This is a genomic window from Mycobacterium sp. ZZG (genome assembly GCF_054786995.1).
This window is the reverse complement of the sequence record NZ_JBTBFV010000010.1, coordinates 55,499-76,699: the sequence shown is the minus strand read 5'-3', so window position 1 is coordinate 76,699 and position 21,201 is coordinate 55,499. Positions and strand designations below refer to the sequence as shown.

Below are 21,201 nucleotides of genomic sequence, written 5' to 3'. Positions count from 1 at the left end.
AGGAGCGCCGCATGTCGATCCGCACCGCCACGCGCAGCGTGCTCAGTAGACGGTTCTGTCTGGCCGACGTGATCGAACTCGGGCTGTGGCTGGCGATCCCTTATGTCACCGTCGGTCTGGTGTGGGCGTTCTTCCGCGTGGAGGAGGTCCGCCTCCTTGAGACATCGTTGAACACGCTGATGCCTGCCGGCGGTGGGCTGCTGGCCTATCTACTGGTCGCCGCGCTCTGGCCGGTCCAGCTGCTGCTGCCGGCCGTGTGCGTGACGTGACCGCAGCCGCGCGAGCAGCATCGCGATGAGCCCGACGACGAGCTGACCGAGCCACACCGAGTGCGCGGCCAGCAGCAGCGCCCGATGGGGCGCGGCCGGGCTGTCGCCGCCGATCGCGTACACCGTCAGCGCGTCGTCCCGGTAGGCCACCGGCAATTCCAGGTCCACCGCGGCGCCCTCGACCACCACCCAGCCCACCCCGGCCGCGGCGAGCTCGACGGCGCCGGAGCCGGAGATCAGCAGCCGCTGCACCTCGCGGGCCCGGCTGCCCTCCCCGGGAACGGTCTGTCCCGCGATGGTCAGGTCACCGGTGCTGAGCACCTCGGCACGGACCCAGCGCGGCAGCGGGTCGAGCACCGGTGCGTCCCCGGCCCACGGGAACCGCCGCATGCTGTCGACGGGCAGCACGGCGACCGGCGCCGGGTCGGCGTTGATCAGCTCGGCGGCCGCCGGCCAGCCGGGCGGATACGTCACCGCGCCGACGCGGCCGCCGACACCCCAGACCAGGTCCGGCAACGTCGCCACCACCGCGGCGCAGCACAGCGCGGCGGCGGCCGCCGCGGGTAGCCGGGGACGCAGCGCGACGACGGCAGCCGCCCCGGCCAGTGCGTAGGCCGGCATGGCCAGCGCGACCCACTTCTGCCCGTCGCGCAGCACCCCGAGCCCCGGGACCGCGCCGACCACGCCCTCCAGCACCGCCATACCGGGCCCGGTGGCGAGCAGCGCCGGCGCGACCACTGCCGTCACCGCGACCACCAGCAACGGCAGCGCGACACGGCGGCGAAGCAGCACCGGCAGCCCCACCGCCACGATCGCCAACAGCACACCCGTCGACACGATTGCGAAAAGCGTTGTCCGCGAAGCCGGTACCGCCTCGGCATTCCAAATGCCGCCCAGGCCGGCCAGGCTGCCCAGAGTGGCCAGCCCCGGCTCGGCACGCGCGGCGAACGCCTCGATCCCGGGCCGCTGGTCCACCGCACCGGCCCAGCCGCCGGCCACCGCCGACGCGACCAACCACGGCAGTGCGGCCGTCACCGCCGCCGCCAGGCTCACGGCTGCGCACCACCACCGCGGCCGGCCTGAACCGGGGGCCGTCGCACACGCGAGCGCGATCGTCGCGGCCAGCATCAACCCCGTCGGCGTCAATCCTGCCAGCGCCACCCAGAACAGCAGCGCCCCGATCCTGCCGAAATCGCATTCCAGCAGGGCTCTTCTCGCACTTTTGCTACTGGAATGCGATTTCGGCGATTGCCGCAGCGCCAGCACCGTCGCCGCGACCCACGGCAGGCACCCGTAGCCCACCAGCAGGCTCCAGTGCCCCTGCAGCAGCCGCTCGGCCACGTAGGGATTCCAGATCGCGATGGTGACGGCCACGCATTGGCCGGCGGTCCCGGCGTCGGGCAGCACCGTGGTCACCAGCCGGGCGGCGCCCCAGCCGGCCAGCCACAGGCCGAGGATGAGCACGGCCTTGACCACCACCCCGCCGTCCACCACGGCCGAGCCCAGCGCGACCGCGAAATCCTGCGGCAGCGCCCTCGGCGCGGCCTGGGTCAGCCCCAACGCGGCATCGGTCAGATAGGACCGCGGTGTGGACACCGCATCACGCAGCAGCAGGTAACCCGGCGCGAGGAGCGGCCCGGTCACCGCGAGGGTCAATGCCAGCGCATAACCCGGCGCGACGAGCGAGCGCCAGGTCGGCGCGGAGACCGGCGCGATCAGACCGGTCGGTCCGGCGGCAGGTCCGTCGGCCGCTGCGCGGGCAGTTTCTCGGTCTTCGCCTCGGCGCCGGGCACCGGTTCGCCGTCGTCGCCGCGCTTACCGAAGAACCGGTTGCCGGTGTCGTCCAGACCGGGATCGATCAACTGCGACTCCGTGCGCAGGCTGAACGAGCCGAGCAGCGCCCCGCCAACCAGCGCGACCAGGCCCAGCGCGGTGAACGTGATCGGCAGGATGCGGCCCCACAGCGACACCCGGTCCCGCTCGTCCTGCGCGGAGGCCACCTGGGACTCGACCGTCTCCTCGGTGGACGTCACGGTGTAGTCGACGAACGTGACCTCGGGCTTGAGCGCCTCGCGGGCGTAATAGTGGTAGCCGCGGTCGGACTCCTTGACGATCGTGCCCGACACCGGATCGACCCAGAACGTGCGCTGCGCGGCGTAATACCGCGTCATCGTGATCATCTCCTCGGGGTCGCCCTCGAGGCCCCACAGCGCGGCTCGCGCCGTCACCTGGCTGTCGGCGTCGTCGTCGTACAGCGACGGGTACTTGACCGGCTCGACCAGCTTGCCGTCGGCGTCGAAGCCGACGTTCTGGGTGAACTTGTAGGCGGTCAGGCCGTTGACATCCTCCTCGCCGGAGTAGTTGGCGTCATACGCCTTCTGCGCGATCGGATCGAACACCGGGTACGTCTTCTTCTCGGTGTCGAACGGGAAGCGGTAGGCCAGCCCCTCGTGCGGCAGCGCGATGCTCGTCGGCGGCACCTCATCGTCGATGGAGCGCGGCCGCTGCACCGAACCGCCGGGATTGGTCTCGCTCGACACCGCCATCGCGGTGGAGCGGTTGACCGTCACGGTGTCGACCATCGCCAGCAGCAGCCCGTTGTCCTGCTGCCGGTCGGTGCGCCGCAGCGACGAGCCGACCTGCAGCGTCACCACGTCGGCGTTCGACGGGGACTCCACGCTGATCTGCTGCTGCAGCACCATCGGGACGTCCTCGTTGATCACGAACCGCTCACCGAGCAGTGACGCCGGGTCGAACGCGGTGCCGGTGCCGTCGCTGACGAGGGTGGTGTCGATGTCGAGCGGAATCTTGGCGATTTTGTCCTGGGTGTAGGTGGACAAGAGCAGCGCAGCGATGAGCAGGGCAGCTCCGAGGCCCATGATTCCGCACGCGGCGATCCTCAGCGCAACTGCGCGGTTCAATACCGTGTCTCCCTTCGCGCGCCGCCACGGGCGTGGCGGTGGCGGCGCCCAGCCAGACGCCCAAAAGTCCGGTTCGACCCTAACAGCACAGATGATGGTCGTCGCTTACTACGAGGGTTCACCGGCAGCGCCTGACTACCCGTTTATCCGGCGGGATTCACGCAGGGACGGTGTTGCGGGCACACTGTTCGGCGTGAACGACGCCAAAGCCGTGGGCGATTCGAGCGCCGTCGGCGGGACGCGCGGATTCCTGCCCGCCGTCGAAGGCCTGCGCGCGTGCGCGGCGATCGGCGTCGTCGTCACGCACGTGGCGTTCCAGACCGGCCAGGGCGGCGGCGTGGTGGGACGGGTGCTGGGCCGCTTCGATCTGGCCGTCGCGGTGTTCTTCGCGCTGTCGGGGTTCCTGCTGTGGCGCGGCCACGCGGCCGCGGCGCGCGGGCTGCGGGAGCGTCCGTCGACCGGGCACTACCTGAGGTCGCGCATCGTGCGGATCATGCCGGGCTATCTGGTCGCGGTGGTGGTGATCATGACGCTGCTGCCCGACGTCAACGCCGACTTCACGGTGTGGCTGGCCAATCTCACGCTGACCCAGATCTATGTGCCGCTGACCCTGACCGCGGGCCTCACCCAGATGTGGAGCCTGTCGGTGGAGATGAGCTTCTATTTGGTGTTGCCGCTGCTGGCGCTGCTGGCCCGCCGGCTGCCGGTGAGCGCGCGGATCCCGGTGATCATCGCGGTCGCCGTGGCGAGCCTGTTCTGGGTGCGCATCCCGTTCGACCCCGACTCCGGGCACAACCTGTGGAATTGGCCGCCGGCGTTCTTCTCGTGGTTCGCCGCGGGCATGGTGCTCGCGGAGCTGACGGTCAGCCCGGTGGGCTGGGCCCATCGGCTGGCCCGCCGGCGCGTGCTGATGGCGGTGCTGGCGTTGACGGCGTTCCTGATCGCGGCGTCCCCGCTGGCCGGGCGCGAGGGCCTGCACCCCGGGTCGGTCGGGCAGGTGACGTTGAAGACGGCGATGGGCGCGGTGGTCGCCGGCGCGCTGCTGGCCCCGCTGGTGCTCGACCGGGTGGATACCCCGCACCGGCTGCTGGGCAGCCCGGTGATGGTGACGCTGGGCCGGTGGTCCTACGGGCTTTTCGTGTGGCACCTGGCGGCGCTGGCGATGGTGTTCCCGATCATCGGCGCGTTCCCGTTCAGCGGTCACTTCACCGTGGTGCTGATCCTGACCCTGCTGTTCGGTTTCGCGATCGCTGCGGTCAGCTACGGATTGGTGGAGTCTGGGTGCCGCAATGCGTTGCGGCGCTGGGAGCGACGCCATCATCCGACGCCGCTGGATTCGTCGGTCAGCGACGAGGTCGAACCCGCCGAAGCCCGCTGACGCCCGACCCCTCAGCCGCCGAAATCGCATTCCACGCGGTCGCCCGGCCGATTTCTTCGCGTGGAATGCGGTTTCGGCGGGAAATCAGGACTGCGCCAGTCGCATCAGGGGCCTGGGCGGCCAGTGCCGACACCTGGGTGCCGATCGGGGGTACCGGTGGCGCTGTCATGGCCCCCATCTTGACCGGTGCGCCGGGAATCAGGGAACGACACCAGCGAAACCGCGACCGCGACCACCGACAGCAGCGCGAGGAACTGCACCCCCGCGGAGTGGCCCACGTAACCGTCCACCGAGCGCCACGGGTTCTGGCTGAGCACGGCGCCGGCCAGGATCAGGCCGAACGCGGCGGTGCCGACGGTCAGCGCGTCCCGCAGTCGTTCCCGTCGCCGCAGCAGGTAGCGGACGCCGACCGCGGCGCCTGCGACCAGCAGACCGCCGACTCCCGAGATCACCGCGGCCACCAGCGCGGCGCCGGCGGCGACGGCGAGCGCGGGAGGCTGCCACGGTCTGGAGGGCGGCCCTGGGATGCCGGGGCGGCGCACGGGGGCGAACGCCAGCACGAACAACATTGGCAGCAACGCCAGGCCGCCGATCAGTCCGGCGCGGTAGGTGGCGTTGGAGGCGAAGTCCAGCGTCACGGCACCGGCCGCCCCCGCCGGAAGCACCCAGCCCTGCTGCCATCCGTTGACGGTGACCGACGTCAGCGCGGCGCCGTCGGCGGTGCGCGCGGTCCAGCCGGGGTTGGCGCTCTCGGGTACGACGAGGACACGCGCGGTCTGCGACGCCGGCACAGTCACCTCGCGATCGACGCTGGTCCACTCCTCGACGGTGACGGGCGTCGTTGTCGCCGAACCGATGTCGGCAGAACGCGGACCGTCCAGCTGCACACCGTCGACGATCAGTCCCGTACCGGGGCTGATCACCAACTCCTGCTCGCCCGCCGGTAACGGGATCGGCTCGTCGCGGCAGGGGCGGGCCGGGATCGGGTCGCCGTCGAGCAGCGCGCCGACGGTGGCGGTCACCGACGTCTGGATGAACTCCCCGGCGACGCCGATGACCGGACCGCGTCCGCACGGCACGCTCACCGTGCGTGCCCGGTTGGCCGCCGCGTCGGCGGCTCCGACGGGTGTGCCGCGTCCGTCGAGTGCGACCACCTCCGCCAGGCCGGGAGGCTTGAGCTGGTCGAAACCCAGTGAGGTGCGGTCGATCACGTCGTCCCAGTCCATGAGCCACACCGTGATCGAGTCGGTCACCCGCGGGTGCAGCCGGAAGGTCTCGGTTCCGGCCGTCATGCGGCGCACCTGCGGACCGTCCCCGAGATCGACGGCGATCAACCGCGGCCGGGCAGGCAGCGGCGACGAGCCAGGGGTGACCCGCAGCGCCGAAACCTCGGTGGCGGCAGGCAGTTTGAGCTGCAGCGATGGTGGGGTGTGCGGCTGCACGGTGCGCTGCGGTGCCGTCCACGACGTGCCGGTGTCCCCGTCGGTGGCCGCGTACGCCGAGCCGAGCACGTCGATCGGGTCGGAGTCGCCGTGGGCGCGGGTGGTGTCCGGCTGCGCGATCAACTCGGCCAGATGGGGTCCCTGGCGGCCACGCACCCACACCGTCGGGGTCACCTGTGTCGCCTCCGGCACGGTCAGCGTGCGGCTCAGGTTCACCGGTTCCTCGGCCGCCAGCGCCATCGCCGCGGCGCACCGAGTTCCGGTGGGACTCTGCGCGCAGCCGGCGCGACCCAACAGCTCTGATCCCAGATCCCACTGCGCCACAACAGAATCCGATCGTGGAGCGGGCACGTCGACGGTGTGCCGGAGACTCACCGGGTGCGCGAACCCGTTGGCGTCGTACTGGGTGATGCTGATGTCGGTGATGCCGAACTGCACCCCGGGCGAGCCATCGTCGGTGCCGGTGGCGGTGATCCGTACCCACGGGGACTCGCCGTAGGGCAGCGCCACGGTCAGCGGCTCGCCGGCCTCCTCGAAGCGGACGGTGCTGGTGCCGTTGACGGTCGACACCTCGATTCGCCGCACCTGCGCGCCGACCGCCGTCGCGCTCGGGGTGACGGTCAGCGTGGCGTTGGTGACGGGATGGTCGAAGTCGACCTGGAGCCATTGGCCCAGCGCGGTCTGCAGGGAATTGGACACCCAACTCGTGGACGGGTCTGCGTCGATCGCCGATGCGGGATTGGAGGACGGCGACACGTCGGGCAGCGCCGTGGAGTCCGATGCGGCACTGGACACCGAGAGCCTGCCGCCGCCCCACCGGCCGTAGACGAGTTCGGCTCCGGTGGCCGGATAGTCGGGCACCCGGTTGTACGTGTTGCGCGCGTCTGCGGGTGCGCGGATCGCCGACGAGTGGTCGTCCACGCGGCCGTAGTCGGTCTCCCGCGCCGTCGGGGTGTCGGTCACGGTCACCAGCGGCGAGGGCAGCCCGGCCCGTGTGGCGTCCTGGGTCAGCAGTGCGGGGCCGAGCGGGTCCCGCCCGACGAGCCTGCGACGTTCGTCGAGCCGCAGCAGCGACTCCGGGCCGCCGTCCACGCGCGGCATCGAATCAGCCTCGACCACATATGGTTTCAGTGACACCGGGCGGTCGACGCGGTAGATCTCCACGGCCGGATAGCGCGGCCGCAAGCCGCTGTCGGTGACGAATCCTTCCAGGCTGCCGGGGCCGATCGGCGGCCCGAACTCGGCGACCTTGGTCAGGCCGGGCGAGCTGTCGATCGCGCGGTGCACCAGGATGGGCCGCGCCGACCGCGACGAATCCGGATCCAGGTCGTTGCGCACCACCACATGGGAGACGCCCTGCCGGGACAGCGTGTCGGCCAGACCGTCGGACGGCCGTCCCGCGGCGAACAGGCGCTGCACCGAGTCCAGCGCGCGGATCGTCTCCGGCGGGGTGAGCGGGATCGAATCGCGCACCCCCCACGCGCTGTCGCCGAGCACCTGCAACGGTTCGTCGTGGCTGTTGCCCCAGATCTGCGTCGCGAACGGAGCGCCCGGGGCCACCAGCACCCGGCCCGCGGAGTTGTTGTCGTCCAGCCACGCCGCGGTCTCGTGCCAGTACGGTGGGATCTCGTCGAACGCCCCGGGAGGGGTGAGCCGCCCGGTCCAGGCCAGCGCGGTGGCGGCGGTCAGCGCCGACAACAGCACGATGCCGACTGCGATCCGTTTGTCGTGTTCCGGGTGGGCGAACGCGTTGCGCCACACCGGCCGCGGCGCACTGCCCGGCAGTGGAATGCGCCCGAGCAGGTGGGCCAGCCCGAGCGCGAGCGGCAACCGCAGCAGAGGCTCGAGCTTGTGCAGATTGCGCAGCGGGGTGCCCTCGGCGTCGAGGAAGGCCTGCACGTACTGCGCGACGGGGGACCCCAGGCCGCCCGAGTAGCCGGCCGCCAGAAGTGCGACGCCGACCAGCAGCATCGTCACCAGGCGACCGCGGGCCGGCATGGTCGTCAGCGCCAGACCGGCCAGCCCGCCGGCGGCCACCAGCGTGGTCGCGAGCACGGCCACCGACCCGGTGACCAGCGGGGCGCCCGCGGTGGCGGTCGGTGCGACGTACGGCGTCCACGCCCCGGTGCCGCGCAGCATCTCCGTCAGCGACATCCACCGCGTCGTCACCCCGGAGGACTCGATGAAGTCCAGGAACGGCGGGCTGATGCGGCCCAGGTGCAGCAACGCCACCACCCACCACGTCACGGCCAGCGCCACACACGGCAGCCACCACGCCACGAACCGTCGCCACGTCCGGTCGGGCCGGTGGCACAGCAGCCACACCACCGCGCACAGACACGCGGTGAGCGTCGCGACCGCGTTCACCGCACCCATCAACGCCACCGCGACGGCAGAGCGAGCGGCCAGCACCCGCACCCGGGACCCGCCCTGGAGAGCCAGGATGACCGGCAGCAGCACCCACGGCGCCAGCATCATCGGCAGCGTCTCCGACGAGATGGCGCCGATGGTGGTCAGCACCCGCGGCGACAGCGCGAACGCGAGCGCGCCGAGCACCCGGGACGTCGTGGTGCCGATGCCCAGCGCCTCGGCGACCCGCAGCAGCCCCCAGAACCCGGCCACCAGCAGCAGCGCCCACCACAGCCGTTGCGTCACCCAGCCCGGGACGCCGAGGAGGTCACCGGTGAGAAAGAACGTTCCGTGCGGGAACAGGTAGCCGTACGCCTGGTTCTGTGCCTGGCCGAACGGCAGCTCGCTGTTCCACAGATTGAACGCCCGCGACAGGAAGCGCAGCGGGTTCGCGGTGAGGTCGAGTTTGGTGTCGGGTGAGATCTGGCCGGGCGACTGGGCGAATGTCAGGACCAGTGCCGCCGCGGCGGCCACCCACAACCAGCGCCGCGACAGCGGCCGGGTCAGGTCAGGGACGGAGGGCAGGAGCGTAGCGACCCGGGATTTAGGTGCGGTCGCCGTACTCGACCCTGTTGAGCACCGATGACGCCGGATCGCCCGCTTGCAGCGGAGGCTTTGTGTCCTGCTGCACCATCAACGTCACACCGAACACGGCTGCCGCCCCGAGCAGCAGGCCGACGACGATGCTGGCTGCAGCGGGTACGACAAACCGATCCATGCGGCAAACCTAGCACGGAGGCCGCCGCGGCCCGGGCGCCCGCGGAGCGGCGCGATCAGGCGCGGGTCACGGCTCCGGCGGCACGATCAGCACCGGACGGTGTCCCCGGCGCAGCACATGGTCGGCCACGCTGGACTGGATCAGCGACCGGAAACCCGTGGTCGCCCGGGTGCCCGTGACGATCAGGTCGGCGTCGAGCTCGTCGGCGGCCTCGATGATGGATTGCCACACGGTGAAGGTGGCCGCCCGCCGCATCGGCTCGGCGGGCAGACCGGCGGCCAGCGCGAGTTCGAGGCCCTCGTCGTTGATGCGCTGCGCCTCGGCGAGCGCGATGTCGATCTCGTCGTCGTTGCGCGGATCGGGCGGCCCGTCGAGGTCGTAGTGGTAACCGACCGGGGCCGAGCCCCGGTCCAGCGGCAGCCACACCGTCAGCACCACGGCCCGGTCGGCGGTCAGGAACCGGCTGGCGTAGTGCACCGCGCGTCGTGCAGTGGGCGAGCCGTCAAAGGCGATGACCATCACGGTCTTCTTGTCCCGGGGTACGGGGCCCGTCATCGCCGCTCCTTGTCCTCGCTCGTCACCCCCCACAGAATATTTGGTCGCAGCCGCACCACAGGGCGTCTTCATCGGGCTCTTGCGCCTCCGAGCCGCGGGACTCGGGACCCCGCCACGGCCCGGGGGAATAGATCGAGACACGTTCTGCCGTTACTGTCGGTCCGTATGCCTGCGTCACGGATCGTCCCGAAAACCGTCCCGCATGCTCTCGCCGGGGTGCTCGCGGCGTCGGCGCTGCTGGTCGGCTGCACATCGCCCGCCGAACCGGAGTCGGCCGGCCCGCCGGTGATCCACGCGACCCCGTCGATGGCGGCCGGCCCCGCACCGGCGCCGCCGGCCGCCCCGCCCCCGGCCGCGCCGGCGTGCGGTGACCCCGCGGCCGCCGTCGCGGCGATGTCCACCCGGGACAAGCTCGCCCAGCGGCTCATGGTCGGGGTGACCGGCGCCGCGGACGCCCGCTCGGTCGTCGACACCCATCGCGTGGGCGGCATCTTCGTCGGCAGCTGGAGCGACCTGTCGATGCTGACCGACGGCTCCCTGGCCGGCATCGCCGACGCCGCCACGCCGTTGCCGCTGGCAGTCAGCGTCGATGAGGAAGGTGGCCGGGTCTCGCGGTTGTCCGGCCTGATCGGCGCACAGCCGTCGCCCCGGCAGCTGGCGGCCACCAACAGTCCGGAGCAGGTCTACCAGATCGCCCTGGAGCGCGGACGCAAGATGCGCGGCCTCGGCATCACGGTCGATTTCGCGCCCGTCGTCGACGTCACCGACGCAGCCGACGGCGGCGTGATCGGCGACCGTGCTTTCGGTGCGGACCCGGCCCAGGTCACCGACTACGCGGGCGCCTACGCCCGCGGGCTGCGTGACGCCGGTCTGCTTCCGGTGCTCAAGCACTTCCCGGGGCACGGCAACGGGAACGGGGACACCCACGCAGGCAGCGTCGTCACCCCGCCGCTGGCCGATCTGCAGGCTCACGACCTGCTGCCGTACCAGACGCTGACCACCCAGGCCCCGGTCGGCGTGATGGTCGGCCACATGGAGGTGCCGGGCCTGACCGGCAGCGAACCGGCCAGCCTGAGCCCGCCCGCCTACGCGCTGCTGCGGTCGGGCGACTATGGCGGCCCGCCGTTCGGCGGCCCGGTGTTCACCGACGACCTGTCCGGCATGCAGGCCATCACCGCCCGGCTGGGCGTCGGGGACGCGGTGCTGCGCAGTCTGCAGGCGGGTGCCGACGTTGCGCTCTGGCTGAGCACCGGCGAGGTGCCCGCGGTGCTGGACAGATTGGAGCAGGCGGTCGCCGCCGGCGAACTGACCATGCCGCGCATCGACGAGGCTGTGATGCGGATCATCGCGATGAAGGGTCTCTCGCCACGCTGCGGCGGCTGATCGGTCGTCCAGTGCTTACCCTGTGGTAGGACGTTCGTCGCTGATCGGTCAGGAAGGCACGCGCAATGGCAGGTGGTACCAAGCGGTTGCCGCGTGCCGTCCGGGAGCAGCAGATGCTCGACGCCGCGGTGGAGATCTTCTCCGTGAACGGCTATCACGAGACGTCGATGGACGCGATCGCCGCCGAGGCGCAGATCAGCAAGCCGATGCTCTATCTGTACTACGGGTCCAAGGAAGAGCTGTTCGGCGCCTGTCTGAACCGTGAGCTCGGCCGGTTCGTCGATGAGGTGAACAGCGACATCGACTTCAGCGCGCCGCCGAAGGAACTGCTGCGCACCGCGGTGCTGGCTTTCCTGAAGTACATCGATGCCAACCGGGCGTCGTGGATGGTGCTCTACACCCAGGCCACCAGCTCCCAGGCGTTCTCGCACACCGTGCGGGAGGGCCGCGAACGCATCATCGAGCTGGTCGGGCGGCTGCTGCGTTCGGGCACCAAGTTCCCCGAGCCCGACACCGACTTCGAGTTGATGGCGGTTGCCCTGGTCGGTGCGGGCGAGGCCATCGCGTCGCGGGTCAGCACCGGCGACGCCGACGTCGACGAAGCCGCCGAGCTGATGATCAACCTGTTCTGGAGCGGACTCAAAGGGGCGCCGTCGACCGTCGACGTCGACGCCACCGCTGTCATCTCAAGCTAGCGACGGTCCCCGTCAGGTGGGGGTGACCCTTGGTCAGGTGCCGCAGCGTCAGGTCCCAGCCGTCGGGGTTGCGTTCGACGTACAACCCGGCCCTGGCGGGCAGTACCACCGGCTTGGCGAACCGCACCGAGTACTTCACCGCGTCCGGCAGCTGGCCCTCGATGTTGGCCAGAACGGCTGCGGCGCTGAACATCCCGTGTGCTATCACGGTCGGGAAACCGAACATCTTGGCCGCGATCGCGTTGGTGTGGATCGGGTTGTGGTCGCCGCCGACCGACGCGTAGTGCCGGATCTGCCCGGGGGTGATGCGCAGCACCGCGTTCGGCGGCGGCAGCTTCGGCTGCTTCTGCGGCGGCGGCTTCGGCTCGTCCGACAGGCTGGTGCGCTGCTGATGCAGGAAGGTGGTGATCTGATGCCACGCAACGTCATTGCCGACCTTGACGTCGGTCACGATGTCGACCAGCAGTCCGCGGCGGTGCTCACGCATGTTCTCCGCGTGCACCGTCGCCGACACCGTGTCGGTCACGGCGATCGGGCGGTACTGGGTGATGTGGTTCTCCAGATGCACCGAACCCATTGCGGCGAACGGGAAGTCGAACCCGGTGATCAAGGCCATCACGGTCGGGAACGTCAGAGCGAACGGGTAGGTGAGCGGGACGACGTTGTCGAACCGGAGCCCGGTGACGTCGGCGTACTCGGCGACGTTGACCGGGTCGATGGTCAGGTCCTCGACGGTCAGCGTACGGGTGGGCAGCGTGTCGCCGCGGCGCACGAACGGCAGCGCGCCGACCGCGGCCAACGCCAGGTTCCTCAAGCCCGAGGGCTGCTGGTCACCCATCTCTACGCGCCCAGCATGGCTTGACCGCACACCCGGATCGTGTTGCCGGTCACGGCATTCGAACCCGGGCTGGCGAAGTACGCGATCGCCTCGGCGACGTCGACGGGCTGACCGCCCTGGAACAGCGAGTTGAGCCGACGGCCGACCTCACGGGTGGCGAACGGAATCGCGTCGGTCATCTTCGTCTCGATGAACCCCGGCGCCACGGCGTTGATCGTGATGTTCCTGTCGGCGAACTGCGGAGCCAGCGCGTCGGTCAACCCGATCATGCCGGCCTTGGTGGCGGCGTAGTTCGTCTGCCCACGGTTACCGGCGATGCCCGCCATCGAGGACAACCCGACGATCCGCCCGCCGTCGCCGATCAGGCCGCTCTCCACCAGCCCCTCAGCCAGGCGTAGCGGCGCAAGGAGATTCACCGCCATCACCGAGTCCCAGCGGGATTCGTCCATGTTGGCCAGCAGCTTGTCTCGAGTGATGCCGGCGTTGTTGACCAGGATGTCGAGCCTGCCCCCGTGGTGTTCGCGGACGTGCTCGGCGATGCGGTCGACCGCGTCGGCGGCGGTGACGTCCAGCGTCAGCGCGGTCCCACCCACCTTGGTGGCGGTCTCGGCCAGCGCCTCGGCGGCGCCCTCGACATCGACGGCGATCACCTTCGCGCCGTCTCGGGCGAACACCTCGGCGATGGTCGCGCCGATCCCGCGCGCCGCACCCGTGACAACGGCGACCTTGCCGTCGAGCGGCCGGTCCCAGTCGGCGGGCGGGGTCGCGTCGGCCGCCCCGACCCGGAACACCTGACCGTCGACGTAGGCCGACTTGCCGGACAGGATGAAGCGCAGCGTGGACTCCAGGCCCGTGGCGGCCGGTTTGGCGTCGGCCGACAGGTACACCAGTGACGCGGTCGATCCGTCGCGCAGCTCCTTGGCCAGTGACCGGGTGAAGCCCTCCAGGGCGCGCTGCGCGGTGCGCTCGTGCACGCTGCCGGTCTCCTCGGGTGTCGTGCCGATGACGACCACGCGACCGGAATGCCCGAGGTTGCGCAGTAGCGGGGTGAAGAACTCGTACAGCCCTTTGAGACCCTCGGGATCGGTGATGCCGGTGGCGTCGTAGACCAGGCCCCCGAACGAGTCGGCCCAGCGCCCGCCGAGATTGTTGGCGACGACGTCGTAGTCGTCGGCCAGCGCGGCGCGCAGCGGTTCGACCACGCGGCCCTCGCCGCCGATCAGCAGGGAACCGGCCAGCGGCGGCTCGCCCTGCTTGTAACGGCGCAGCGGCTCGGGCTGCGGCACACCGAGTTGCTTGGCCAGGAACGAGCCAGGCCCGGAGTTGACGACCTGGGAGAGAAGATCGGAAGCCACGGCGCTGCCTTTCTGGAGATCCGGGTACATCAGTTGTCGACGGTGAAGGGGTTACCCAGCACCGTCATATCCCTCACGAACTTACTCCAGAGTAAGAACAGTGGGTAGTATGACCCTCGACACCCCATCAGCAGGGAGGCAATGTGGCTGAGAACTCAGACAACGCTGGGACGTCAGAAATCGCCGGGACCAGGGCCGCTCGCCGGGTGGCCGTGCTCGGCGGAAACCGGATCCCGTTCGCGCGGTCCGACGGCGCCTACGCGAAAGCGTCCAACCAGGACATGTTCACCGCGGTGCTCGACGGCCTGGCCGAGCGCTTCAATCTCAAGGGCGAGAGGCTCGACGCGGTGATCGGCGGCGCGGTGCTCAAGCACAGCCGCGACTTCAACCTGATGCGCGAGTGCGTGCTCGGCAGTTCGCTGTCGTCGTACACGCCCGCGTTCGACCTGCAGCAGGCCTGTGGGACGGGTCTGCAGGCCGCGATCGCCGCGGCTGACGGCATCGCCCGGGGCCGCTACGAGGTCGCCGCGGCAGGCGGGGTGGACACCGCCTCGGATGCGCCGATCGCGTTCGGTGACGACCTGCGCAAGGTGCTGCTCGGACTGCGCCGCGCCACATCGAACGTCGACCGCCTCAAGCTCGTCGGCAAGCTGCCCGCGTCGCTGGGCGTCGAGATCCCGGTCAACAGCGAGCCGCGCACCGGCATGTCGATGGGCGAGCACGCCGCCGTCACCGCCAAGGAGATGGGCGTCAAACGGGTCGACCAGGACGAGTTGGCCGTCGCCAGCCACCGCAACATGGCCGCCGCCTACGACCGCGGTTTCTTCGACGATCTGGTCAGCCCGTTCCTCGGGCTCTACCGCGACAACAACCTGCGACCCGATTCGTCGACTGAGAAGCTGGCCAAGCTCAAGCCGGTCTTCGGCGTGCGCAACGGCGACGCGACGATGACCGCGGGCAACTCCACCCCGCTCACCGACGGCGCGTCGGTGGCGCTGCTGGCGTCCGAGGAGTGGGCCGCGCAGCACTCGATCCCGGTGCTGGCGTATTTCGTCGATGCCGAGACCGCGGCGGTCGACTACGTCAACGGTCGCGACGGCCTGCTGATGGCGCCCACGTACGCGGTGCCTCGGCTGTTGGCCCGCAACGGCCTGACGCTGCAGGACTTCGATTTCTACGAGATCCACGAGGCGTTCGCCTCGGTGGTGCTGGCGACCCTGGCGGCGTGGGAGTCCGACGAGTACTGCAAGGAGCGCCTCGGTCTGGACGGCGCCCTCGGGGCGATCGACCGGTCCAAGCTGAATGTCAACGGTTCGTCGCTGGCCGCCGGTCACCCCTTCGCCGCGACCGGCGGGCGGATCGTCGCCCAGCTGGCCAAGCAGCTGGCGGAGAAGAAGGCCGAAAGCGGCAAGCCCGTGCGCGGTCTGATCTCGGTCTGCGCCGCTGGTGGACAGGGTGTGACGGCCATCCTGGAGGCCTGACCGGAAACTTTTTCGGATCGCTGTAACGCCTGCGATGGAGGCGCCGATACAGGGGATAGCTCCGTGTTGCCGTCTGACCCCCCGACCCGACGGCAACACGGGGCTCTCAACTTTTCAGCGTAGATTTCAACCATGCAGATCAGCATGTTCGGACAGATCAGCGGCCTCGGCGGTAATCCGATCGATGCGACGATCGCCTACCTCGCCCAATTGCGCGACGAGGGTTTCGCCCGAGTCTGGATGAGCCAGCTCCCGTACGAACCCGATCTGTTGACCATCCTGGCGGTCGCGCTGCACGAGGTCGACACGATCGAGGCCGCCAGCGGCGTGGTACCGATCCAGAACCAACATCCGATGCAGCTGGCGCAGCGCGCGCTGACGGTCAGCCTGGCGTCGGGCGGCCGTTTCATCCTGGGCCTCGGCATGACGCACGCCGCCGTCACCGAGGGCATGTGGGGCATTCCGTGGGACAAGCCGGTCCGCAGGCTCAATGAGTACCTCGACGGACTGTTGCCGCTGCTGGCCGGAGAACCCGCGGACGCCGCCGGAGAGACCGTCACGACGCGCGGGGCGCTCGTCATCCCGGGGGCGCCGCGCCCCGACGTCTACATCGCCGCGCTCGGACCGCAGATGCTGCGCCTGGCCGGCCGACGCACCTCGGGCACGTGCACATGGATGACCGGCCCGAAGACGCTGCGCGAGCACGTCAGCCCGACGTTGCGGCAGGCCGCCGCCGACGCGGGCCGGCCGGCTGACGCGGTGCGCGTGGTGGCGTCGCTTCCGGTGGCCGTCACCGACGATGTCGACGGGGTGCGCAAGCAGGCCGCCGAACAGTTCGCCGTGTACGGGACGCTGCCGTCGTACCGCGCGATGCTCGACCGCGAGGGTTACGCGGGTCCGGAGGACGCTGCGATCATCGGTGACGAGGCGACGGTGCGCGACCGCATCGCCGAGCTCCGCGACGCCGGCGTCGACGAGTTCGTCGGCGCGGCGTTCGACAGCTCCGTCGAGGGTCGCACCCGCACGAGAGCCCTACTGCGCGAGGTGGATTCGGCGGGGTGAAAATTCTCGGGAAAAGCCCGGGACTACCCCTTTTGCACCGCCCCCGCGCGGCGTAGCATCGTTCGCACGACGGGTTCGGGAGTGACTAAATCCAAAGAGCCGGCAAAGGGATGTGAGTCGGCCGCGCGAGATATGTAGAGACGCACCCAAGTGTCCTCCCGAACCCGCCCTTGTGTCCGGGGCAGGGTACAAAGTAGGCCATGACAGCCCTGAGCCTGCTGCAACTTCTCACCTTCGTGGCGTTTCTCGGGCTACTTGTGTACGCAGCCGTCGTCCCGCGTGAAGCCAATCCGGCGAAGCGTCGCCACCGGACGCGGCTGTACCGGGGTGCGGCGATGGTCGCCGGGGCGGCCTTCTTCGCGGTGCTCGCCGCTGGCCGGCTCGGCTGGTCCCGACACGCGCTGGCTGTCGTCGCCGTCGGTTTCCTGGCCGCCGGACTGGTGGACATCTCCAGAAGCCGACGCGTGAAGAAATAGCTGCGCATACCGCGGTTCAGCTGCCCCGAGGCACACCCGCCTCAGAAGTCCACCTTTTGCAGGGGTCCTCTCGAACTTTCGCTGAAATTCGTGGATGTGTGATGCGCGTGGGACATGCCCCGGGCAACGCAAGACGCCCCCGGAAGAATCCGGGGGCGTCCTGGGTCCGAGGCTGCGGAAGGGTCTAGAAGGTGGCCTCGTCCAGTTCCATGACCTCGTTGTCGAGGTTCTCGATGACGGACCGGGTGCTGGTGAGCAACGGCAGGAAGTTCTTCGCGAAGAACGACGCCACCGCGACCTTGCCCTCGTAGAACGCGCGGTCGTCGCCGGTCGCCCCACCGTCGAGCTTCTCGATGGCCACCGCGGCCTGCTGCTGCAGCAGCCAGCCGATCACCAGATCGCCGACGCTCATCAGGAAGCGCACAGAGCCCAGGCCCACCTTGTAGATGCTCTTGGGATCCTCCTGCGAGGCCATCAGGTAGCCGGTCAGTGACGCGGCCATGCCCTGGACGTCCTCCAGCGCGGTGGCCAGCAGCGCGCGCTCGGCCTTCAGCCGGCCGTTGCCGGTCTCGGCCTTGACGAACTGCTCGATCTGGCCGGCCACGTGGCCCAGGGCCACACCCTTGTCGCGGACGATCTTGCGGAAGAAGAAGTCCTGCGCCTGGATGGCCGTGGTGCCCTCGTACAGCGAGTCGATCTTGGCGTCACGGATGTACTGCTCGATCGGGTAGTCCTGCAGGAAGCCCGAACCACCCAGGGTCTGCAGGCTCTCGGTGAGCTTGGCGTACGCCTGCTCGGAGCCCACGCCCTTGACGATCGGCAGCAGCAGGTCGTTGACCTTGACCGCCACCTCCGGCTCGATGCCGTGCAGCGTCTTGGCGACCTCCGCGTCCTGGTGGGTCGCGGTGAACAGGTACAGCGCGCGCAGGCCCTCGGCGTAAGCCTTCTGGGTCATCAGCGAGCGACGGACGTCCGGGTGATGCGTGATGGTCACGCGCGGAGCGGTCTTGTCGGTCATCTGGGTGAGGTCGGCGCCCTGGACGCGCTCCTTGGCGTACTCCAGCGCATTCAGGTAACCGGTCGACAGCGTCGCGATCGCCTTGGTGCCCACCATCATCCGGGCCTGCTCGATCACGTCGAACATCTGCGCGATGCCCTCGTGGACCTCACCGACCAGCCAGCCCACGGCTGGGACGCCGTGCTGACCGAGGGAGAGCTCGCACGTCGCGGAGACCTTCAGGCCCATCTTGTGCTCGACGTTGGTGACGAACACGCCGTTGCGTTCGCCGGGCTCGCCGGTCTCGGGATCGAAGTGGAACTTCGGCACGAAGAACAGCGACAGACCCTTGGTGCCCGGGCCTGCGCCCTCGGGGCGGGCCAGCACCAGATGCATGATGTTCTCGAACAGGTCATCGGAGTCGGCCGAAGTGATGAAGCGCTTCACGCCGTCGATGTGCCAGGTGCCGTCGGGCTGCTGGACGGCCTTGGTGCGTCCGGCGCCGACGTCGGAGCCGGCGTCCGGCTCGGTGAGCACCATGGTGGAGCCCCAGCCGCGGTCGGCGGCGAGCTTGGCCCACTTCTTCTGCTCCTCGGTGCCGAGGTGGTAGAAGATGTCGGCGAATCCGGCGCCCATCGCGTACATGTACACCGCGGGATTGGCGCCGAGGATGTGCTCCTGCAAGGCCCAGGACAGCGCGCGGGGCATCGGCATGCCGCCGAGCTCCTCGCTGACGCTGATCTTGTCCCAGCCGCCCTCGACGAGCGCGCGGACGGACTTCTTGAACGACTCCGGAAGGGTCACGGTGTGCGTCTTCGGGTCGAACACCGGCGGGTTGCGGTCGCCGTCCTCGAAGGACGCGGCGATCGGACCTTCGGCGAGACGGGCCATCTCGCCCAGCATCTCTACCGCGGTGTCGACGTCCAGCTCGGAGTAGCTGCCCTGACCCAGCGCCTTGTCGACGCCGAGGACCTCGAACAGGTTGAATACCTGGTCACGAACATTGCTCTTGTAATGGCTCACGGGTTCCTCCTCGTTGAGAACGCCACCTGCGGTTGGGTACTTGTCGGCAAAGTTACCCACCAGTAACTGTGCTCGACTATACCGCCCGGTAACTTGAACGCAAGACACGTGTGGGCAATTTCGGCCTGTTCACCAACCAGGCGGTTGGCCGGGCTGGGAATTTCGCCGCGAAACCCGTCGTGAACAGGCGTTTCAGCGGTCTGTGATGATACTCACGTTTAGCCCGGATAGGGTGTCACGATGGGCGCGACAACGGCGGTTGCGGTATGGGGAACGGGCAATATGGGGACCACCGCCATCCGGTCGCTGACCCGGTTTCCGGGCCTGCGGCTGGCCGGGGTGATCACCTCGTCCGAAGCGAAGGCCGGGACGGACGCGGCGACTCTCGCCGGGCTCGGCGCGCCGACGGGCATCGCGGCGACCACCGACGCGGACGCGGTGCTCGACGGCTCCGACGCGGTTGCCTACATGGCCTCCGGCGACATCCGGCCCGAGGAGGCCCTCGCCGACATCGAACGGTGTCTGCGTGCCGGCGCCCACGTCGTCACCCCGTCGCTGTATTCGCTCTACGACCCCCGCTCCGCACCGCCGGAGTGGCTGGAGCGGCTCACCGCGGCCGCGGCCGACGGCGGCGCCGCCCTGCTGGTCAGCGGCGTCGACCCGGGCTGGGCCAACGACGCGCTCGCGGTCACCGCGGCCGGGCTGTGCACCGGGATCAACACCATCACCTGCCAGGAGATCTTCGACTACTCGACCTACGACCAGCCCTACGCGGTGCGGGTGTCCTGCGGTTTCGGCGGGTCGATGGACGAGACCCCGATGATGCTGCTGCCGGGCATCCCGACGATGGTGTGGGGCGGCAACATCCGGCTGATCGGACGCGGGCTGGGCCTGGAGATCGACGAGATCACCGAGGAGGTCGAGCGGCTACCGCTGGAGGAGCCCGTCCACAACGTCATGGGTCACTTCGAGAAGGGCACCCAGGGGGCGTTCTATCTCCGCGTGATCGGCTGGGCCGGCGGCAGGCAGCGTGTCGTCGTCGAGCACATCACCCGCATCGATCCGGCGTGCGCGCCGCACTGGCCGCAACCCGATCAGGGAGTGGGTGATCATCGCGTCATCGTCGACGGAGACCCGCAACTGACCATCGTGACGCGCGCCGATGTGCCCGGCGGCACCCGCGCCGACGGCGGCAACGCCACCGCGGCCAACCGGCTGCTCGGGGCGATCAGCTGGTTGTCCGGCCAGAAGCCCGGCGTCTACGACGGTCTGGACTTGCCACTGCACCCGCCGCTGCCGCCGGACGTGGAAGCCACCCGCTGGAGTTAGCCTCCCGCCAGTCCCTTGTTCACCAGCCGGGTGAGCCAGGCCGGGGAGAACCGCGCCCCCAGCGCCAGGGCCTTGGCCTGTACACCCACTGGGAAGTGCACCTGCGCGACGAGCCGGCGAGGCCAGGTGGCCTCGACGGCGGCGACGATGTCGGTCGCGATGTCCTGCGCGGTCAGCCGGATGCCGAGCGACTGGGTGGTGCCGGTCGTGACGTCCTTGGTCATCGCGGTGTTCACGTACAGCGGCCACATGTCGATCACGCGGATCCCATGGCGTCCCCATTCGAGGTTGAGCGCCTCGGTGATGGCGCGGACGAAGAACTTCGTGGCGCTGTAGTTGGCCAGCTCGGCCTGGCCGTAGATCGCCGACGCCGACGCCAGGTTCACCACCACCGCGTCGCGGGTGCTCTTCAGGTACGGGAACGCGGCGTGCAATCCGTTGACCACGCCCTTGACGTTCACCTCGATCTCACGGTGGTGCACCGGCAGCGGGATCTCCTCGAAACGACCGGCGTTGAGCAGGCCCGCGTTGTTGATGAGCACGTCGAGCCGGCCTCCCGCGGCGTCGACGAACTCCGCCAGCCGCTGCGCCACCTCGTCGGCGTCGGTGACGTCGAGGTGCCCGACCACCGACCTGCCGCCGACCGCGGAGATGTCCGCGGCGAGTAGCCCTACGCCGTCCTCGTCGATGTCGTAGCCGCCGACGAGGTACCCGCGCTGGGCCAGAAGCAGCGCTGTCGCACGCCCGATCCCGGTCGCCGCTCCGGTGATGAACACTGATTTCGTCATGCCTGCTCCTTCGGTCAATTCAACTGCCACACAGCGCAATTCAGGGCACAGTGCGAACCCGACCAGGCCAGGTGCGCACTGT

General features: G+C 69.8%; 17 protein-coding genes. 8 read left to right on the top strand and 9 right to left on the bottom strand.

Going from position 1 to position 21,201, the window contains the following annotated elements; all coding sequences use genetic code 11:
- The first annotated feature begins 11 nt into the window (after positions 1–11).
- Positions 12–269, top strand: a complete 258-nt coding sequence (locus tag ACXMYJ_RS08750) for a hypothetical protein (RefSeq protein ID WP_260756348.1) — start codon at positions 12–14, stop codon at positions 267–269.
- Here the strand turns inward: ACXMYJ_RS08750 and ACXMYJ_RS08745 are convergent.
- Both ACXMYJ_RS08745 and ACXMYJ_RS08740 read right to left on the bottom strand, forming a co-directional pair.
- The gene (locus ACXMYJ_RS08745; protein WP_460355530.1) at positions 210–1,988 is read right to left on the bottom strand and encodes a hypothetical protein; all 1,779 of its coding nucleotides are present in this window, start codon (positions 1,986–1,988) and stop codon (positions 210–212) included. The genes ACXMYJ_RS08750 and ACXMYJ_RS08745 overlap by 60 nt on opposite strands.
- Positions 1,985–3,190 carry a PorA family protein gene (locus tag ACXMYJ_RS08740; RefSeq protein WP_260756350.1) on the bottom strand — a complete coding sequence of 402 codons (1,206 nt, stop codon included), beginning with the start codon at positions 3,188–3,190 and terminating at the stop codon, positions 1,985–1,987. The genes ACXMYJ_RS08745 and ACXMYJ_RS08740 overlap by 4 nt, the downstream gene beginning before the upstream one ends.
- Positions 3,191–3,383: 193 nt before the next feature.
- Between ACXMYJ_RS08740 and ACXMYJ_RS08735 the strand changes: the two genes are divergently transcribed.
- Positions 3,384–4,568 carry an acyltransferase family protein gene (locus ACXMYJ_RS08735; RefSeq protein ID WP_260756351.1) on the top strand — a complete coding sequence of 395 codons (1,185 nt, stop codon included), beginning with the start codon at positions 3,384–3,386 and terminating at the stop codon, positions 4,566–4,568.
- 104 nt (positions 4,569–4,672) lie between these two features.
- Here ACXMYJ_RS08735 and ACXMYJ_RS08730 read toward each other — a convergent pair whose 3' ends face one another.
- The 3 genes from ACXMYJ_RS08730 to ACXMYJ_RS08720 form a co-directional block, all read right to left on the bottom strand.
- On the bottom strand, positions 4,673–8,926 hold the full coding sequence (locus ACXMYJ_RS08730; protein WP_460355528.1) for an alpha-(1->3)-arabinofuranosyltransferase: 4,254 nt from the start codon (positions 8,924–8,926) through the stop codon (positions 4,673–4,675).
- 37 nt (positions 8,927–8,963) lie between these two features.
- Entirely contained in the window at positions 8,964–9,137 is a 174-nt protein-coding gene (locus tag ACXMYJ_RS08725; RefSeq protein WP_460355458.1) for a DUF2613 domain-containing protein, read from the bottom strand.
- 66 nt (positions 9,138–9,203) lie between these two features.
- Entirely contained in the window at positions 9,204–9,692 is a 489-nt protein-coding gene (locus ACXMYJ_RS08720) for a universal stress protein (RefSeq protein ID WP_260756353.1), read from the bottom strand.
- A 165-nt stretch (positions 9,693–9,857) separates the two neighbouring features.
- Here ACXMYJ_RS08720 and ACXMYJ_RS08715 point away from each other — a divergent pair, with 165 nt between their 5' ends.
- Together ACXMYJ_RS08715 and ACXMYJ_RS08710 are read left to right on the top strand one after the other, a co-directional pair.
- A complete protein-coding gene (locus ACXMYJ_RS08715; protein WP_443187544.1) occupies positions 9,858–11,075 on the top strand; it encodes a glycoside hydrolase family 3 N-terminal domain-containing protein in 1,218 nt (405 codons plus the stop codon).
- A 65-nt stretch (positions 11,076–11,140) separates the two neighbouring features.
- Positions 11,141–11,770, top strand: a complete 630-nt coding sequence (locus tag ACXMYJ_RS08710) for a TetR/AcrR family transcriptional regulator (protein WP_260756355.1) — start codon at positions 11,141–11,143, stop codon at positions 11,768–11,770.
- Here ACXMYJ_RS08710 and ACXMYJ_RS08705 read toward each other — a convergent pair.
- Both ACXMYJ_RS08705 and ACXMYJ_RS08700 read right to left on the bottom strand, forming a co-directional pair.
- Positions 11,757–12,608: a MaoC/PaaZ C-terminal domain-containing protein gene (locus tag ACXMYJ_RS08705; RefSeq protein WP_260756356.1), complete on the bottom strand. Its 852-nt coding sequence runs from the start codon at positions 12,606–12,608 to the stop codon at positions 11,757–11,759. The genes ACXMYJ_RS08710 and ACXMYJ_RS08705 overlap by 14 nt on opposite strands.
- Positions 12,609–12,610: 2 nt before the next feature.
- The gene (locus ACXMYJ_RS08700) at positions 12,611–13,993 is read right to left on the bottom strand and encodes a 3-oxoacyl-ACP reductase (RefSeq protein WP_460355454.1); all 1,383 of its coding nucleotides are present in this window, start codon (positions 13,991–13,993) and stop codon (positions 12,611–12,613) included.
- A gap of 149 nt (positions 13,994–14,142) precedes the next feature.
- Between ACXMYJ_RS08700 and ACXMYJ_RS08695 the strand changes: the two genes are divergently transcribed.
- The 3 genes from ACXMYJ_RS08695 (at position 14,143) to ACXMYJ_RS08685 (ending at position 16,982) form a co-directional block, all read left to right on the top strand.
- Positions 14,143–15,444 carry an acetyl-CoA C-acetyltransferase gene (locus ACXMYJ_RS08695; protein WP_260757893.1) on the top strand — a complete coding sequence of 434 codons (1,302 nt, stop codon included), beginning with the start codon at positions 14,143–14,145 and terminating at the stop codon, positions 15,442–15,444.
- A 132-nt stretch (positions 15,445–15,576) separates the two neighbouring features.
- Positions 15,577–16,506: a TIGR03564 family F420-dependent LLM class oxidoreductase gene (locus ACXMYJ_RS08690; protein ID WP_460355451.1), complete on the top strand. Its 930-nt coding sequence runs from the start codon at positions 15,577–15,579 to the stop codon at positions 16,504–16,506.
- 200 nt (positions 16,507–16,706) lie between these two features.
- Positions 16,707–16,982, top strand: a complete 276-nt coding sequence (locus ACXMYJ_RS08685) for a hypothetical protein (protein WP_460355448.1) — start codon at positions 16,707–16,709, stop codon at positions 16,980–16,982.
- Positions 16,983–17,166: 184 nt separating this feature from the next.
- On the opposite strand, the gene ACXMYJ_RS08680 is transcribed toward ACXMYJ_RS08685, so the two are convergent.
- Complete coding sequence (locus ACXMYJ_RS08680; protein ID WP_460355445.1) at positions 17,167–19,002, bottom strand: acyl-CoA dehydrogenase; 1,836 nt, start codon at positions 19,000–19,002, stop codon at positions 17,167–17,169.
- Between the two features lie 240 nt (positions 19,003–19,242).
- Between ACXMYJ_RS08680 and ACXMYJ_RS08675 the strand changes: the two genes are divergently transcribed.
- Complete coding sequence (locus ACXMYJ_RS08675) at positions 19,243–20,331, top strand: NAD(P)H-dependent amine dehydrogenase family protein (protein WP_460355442.1); 1,089 nt, start codon at positions 19,243–19,245, stop codon at positions 20,329–20,331.
- On the opposite strand, the gene ACXMYJ_RS08670 is transcribed toward ACXMYJ_RS08675, so the two are convergent.
- Positions 20,328–21,119, bottom strand: coding sequence for an SDR family oxidoreductase (locus tag ACXMYJ_RS08670; RefSeq protein WP_460355439.1), 792 nt, complete (start codon positions 21,117–21,119; stop codon positions 20,328–20,330). The two genes, ACXMYJ_RS08675 and ACXMYJ_RS08670, sit on opposite strands and share 4 nt — an antisense overlap.
- Positions 21,120–21,201: the final 82 nt, after the last annotated feature.

Excerpts from the sequence above, each read along its gene's own strand:
- ACXMYJ_RS08720 (WP_260756353.1), bottom strand. The coding sequence starts at position 9,692 with ATGACGGGCCCCGTACCCCGGGACAAGAAGACCGTGATGGTCATCGCC.
- ACXMYJ_RS08705 (WP_260756356.1), bottom strand. The coding sequence starts at position 12,608 with ATGGGTGACCAGCAGCCCTCGGGCTTGAGGAACCTGGCGTTGGCCGCG.
- ACXMYJ_RS08670 (WP_460355439.1), bottom strand. The coding sequence starts at position 21,119 with ATGACGAAATCAGTGTTCATCACCGGAGCGGCGACCGGGATCGGGCGT.
- ACXMYJ_RS08725 (WP_460355458.1), bottom strand. The coding sequence starts at position 9,137 with ATGGATCGGTTTGTCGTACCCGCTGCAGCCAGCATCGTCGTCGGCCTG.
- ACXMYJ_RS08685 (WP_460355448.1), top strand. The coding sequence starts at position 16,707 with ATGACAGCCCTGAGCCTGCTGCAACTTCTCACCTTCGTGGCGTTTCTC.
- ACXMYJ_RS08690 (WP_460355451.1), top strand. The coding sequence starts at position 15,577 with ATGCAGATCAGCATGTTCGGACAGATCAGCGGCCTCGGCGGTAATCCG.
- ACXMYJ_RS08700 (WP_460355454.1), bottom strand. The coding sequence starts at position 13,993 with ATGTACCCGGATCTCCAGAAAGGCAGCGCCGTGGCTTCCGATCTTCTC.
- ACXMYJ_RS08710 (WP_260756355.1), top strand. The coding sequence starts at position 11,141 with ATGGCAGGTGGTACCAAGCGGTTGCCGCGTGCCGTCCGGGAGCAGCAG.
- ACXMYJ_RS08750 (WP_260756348.1), top strand. The coding sequence starts at position 12 with ATGTCGATCCGCACCGCCACGCGCAGCGTGCTCAGTAGACGGTTCTGT.
- ACXMYJ_RS08715 (WP_443187544.1), top strand. The coding sequence starts at position 9,858 with ATGCCTGCGTCACGGATCGTCCCGAAAACCGTCCCGCATGCTCTCGCC.
- ACXMYJ_RS08675 (WP_460355442.1), top strand. The coding sequence starts at position 19,243 with ATGGGCGCGACAACGGCGGTTGCGGTATGGGGAACGGGCAATATGGGG.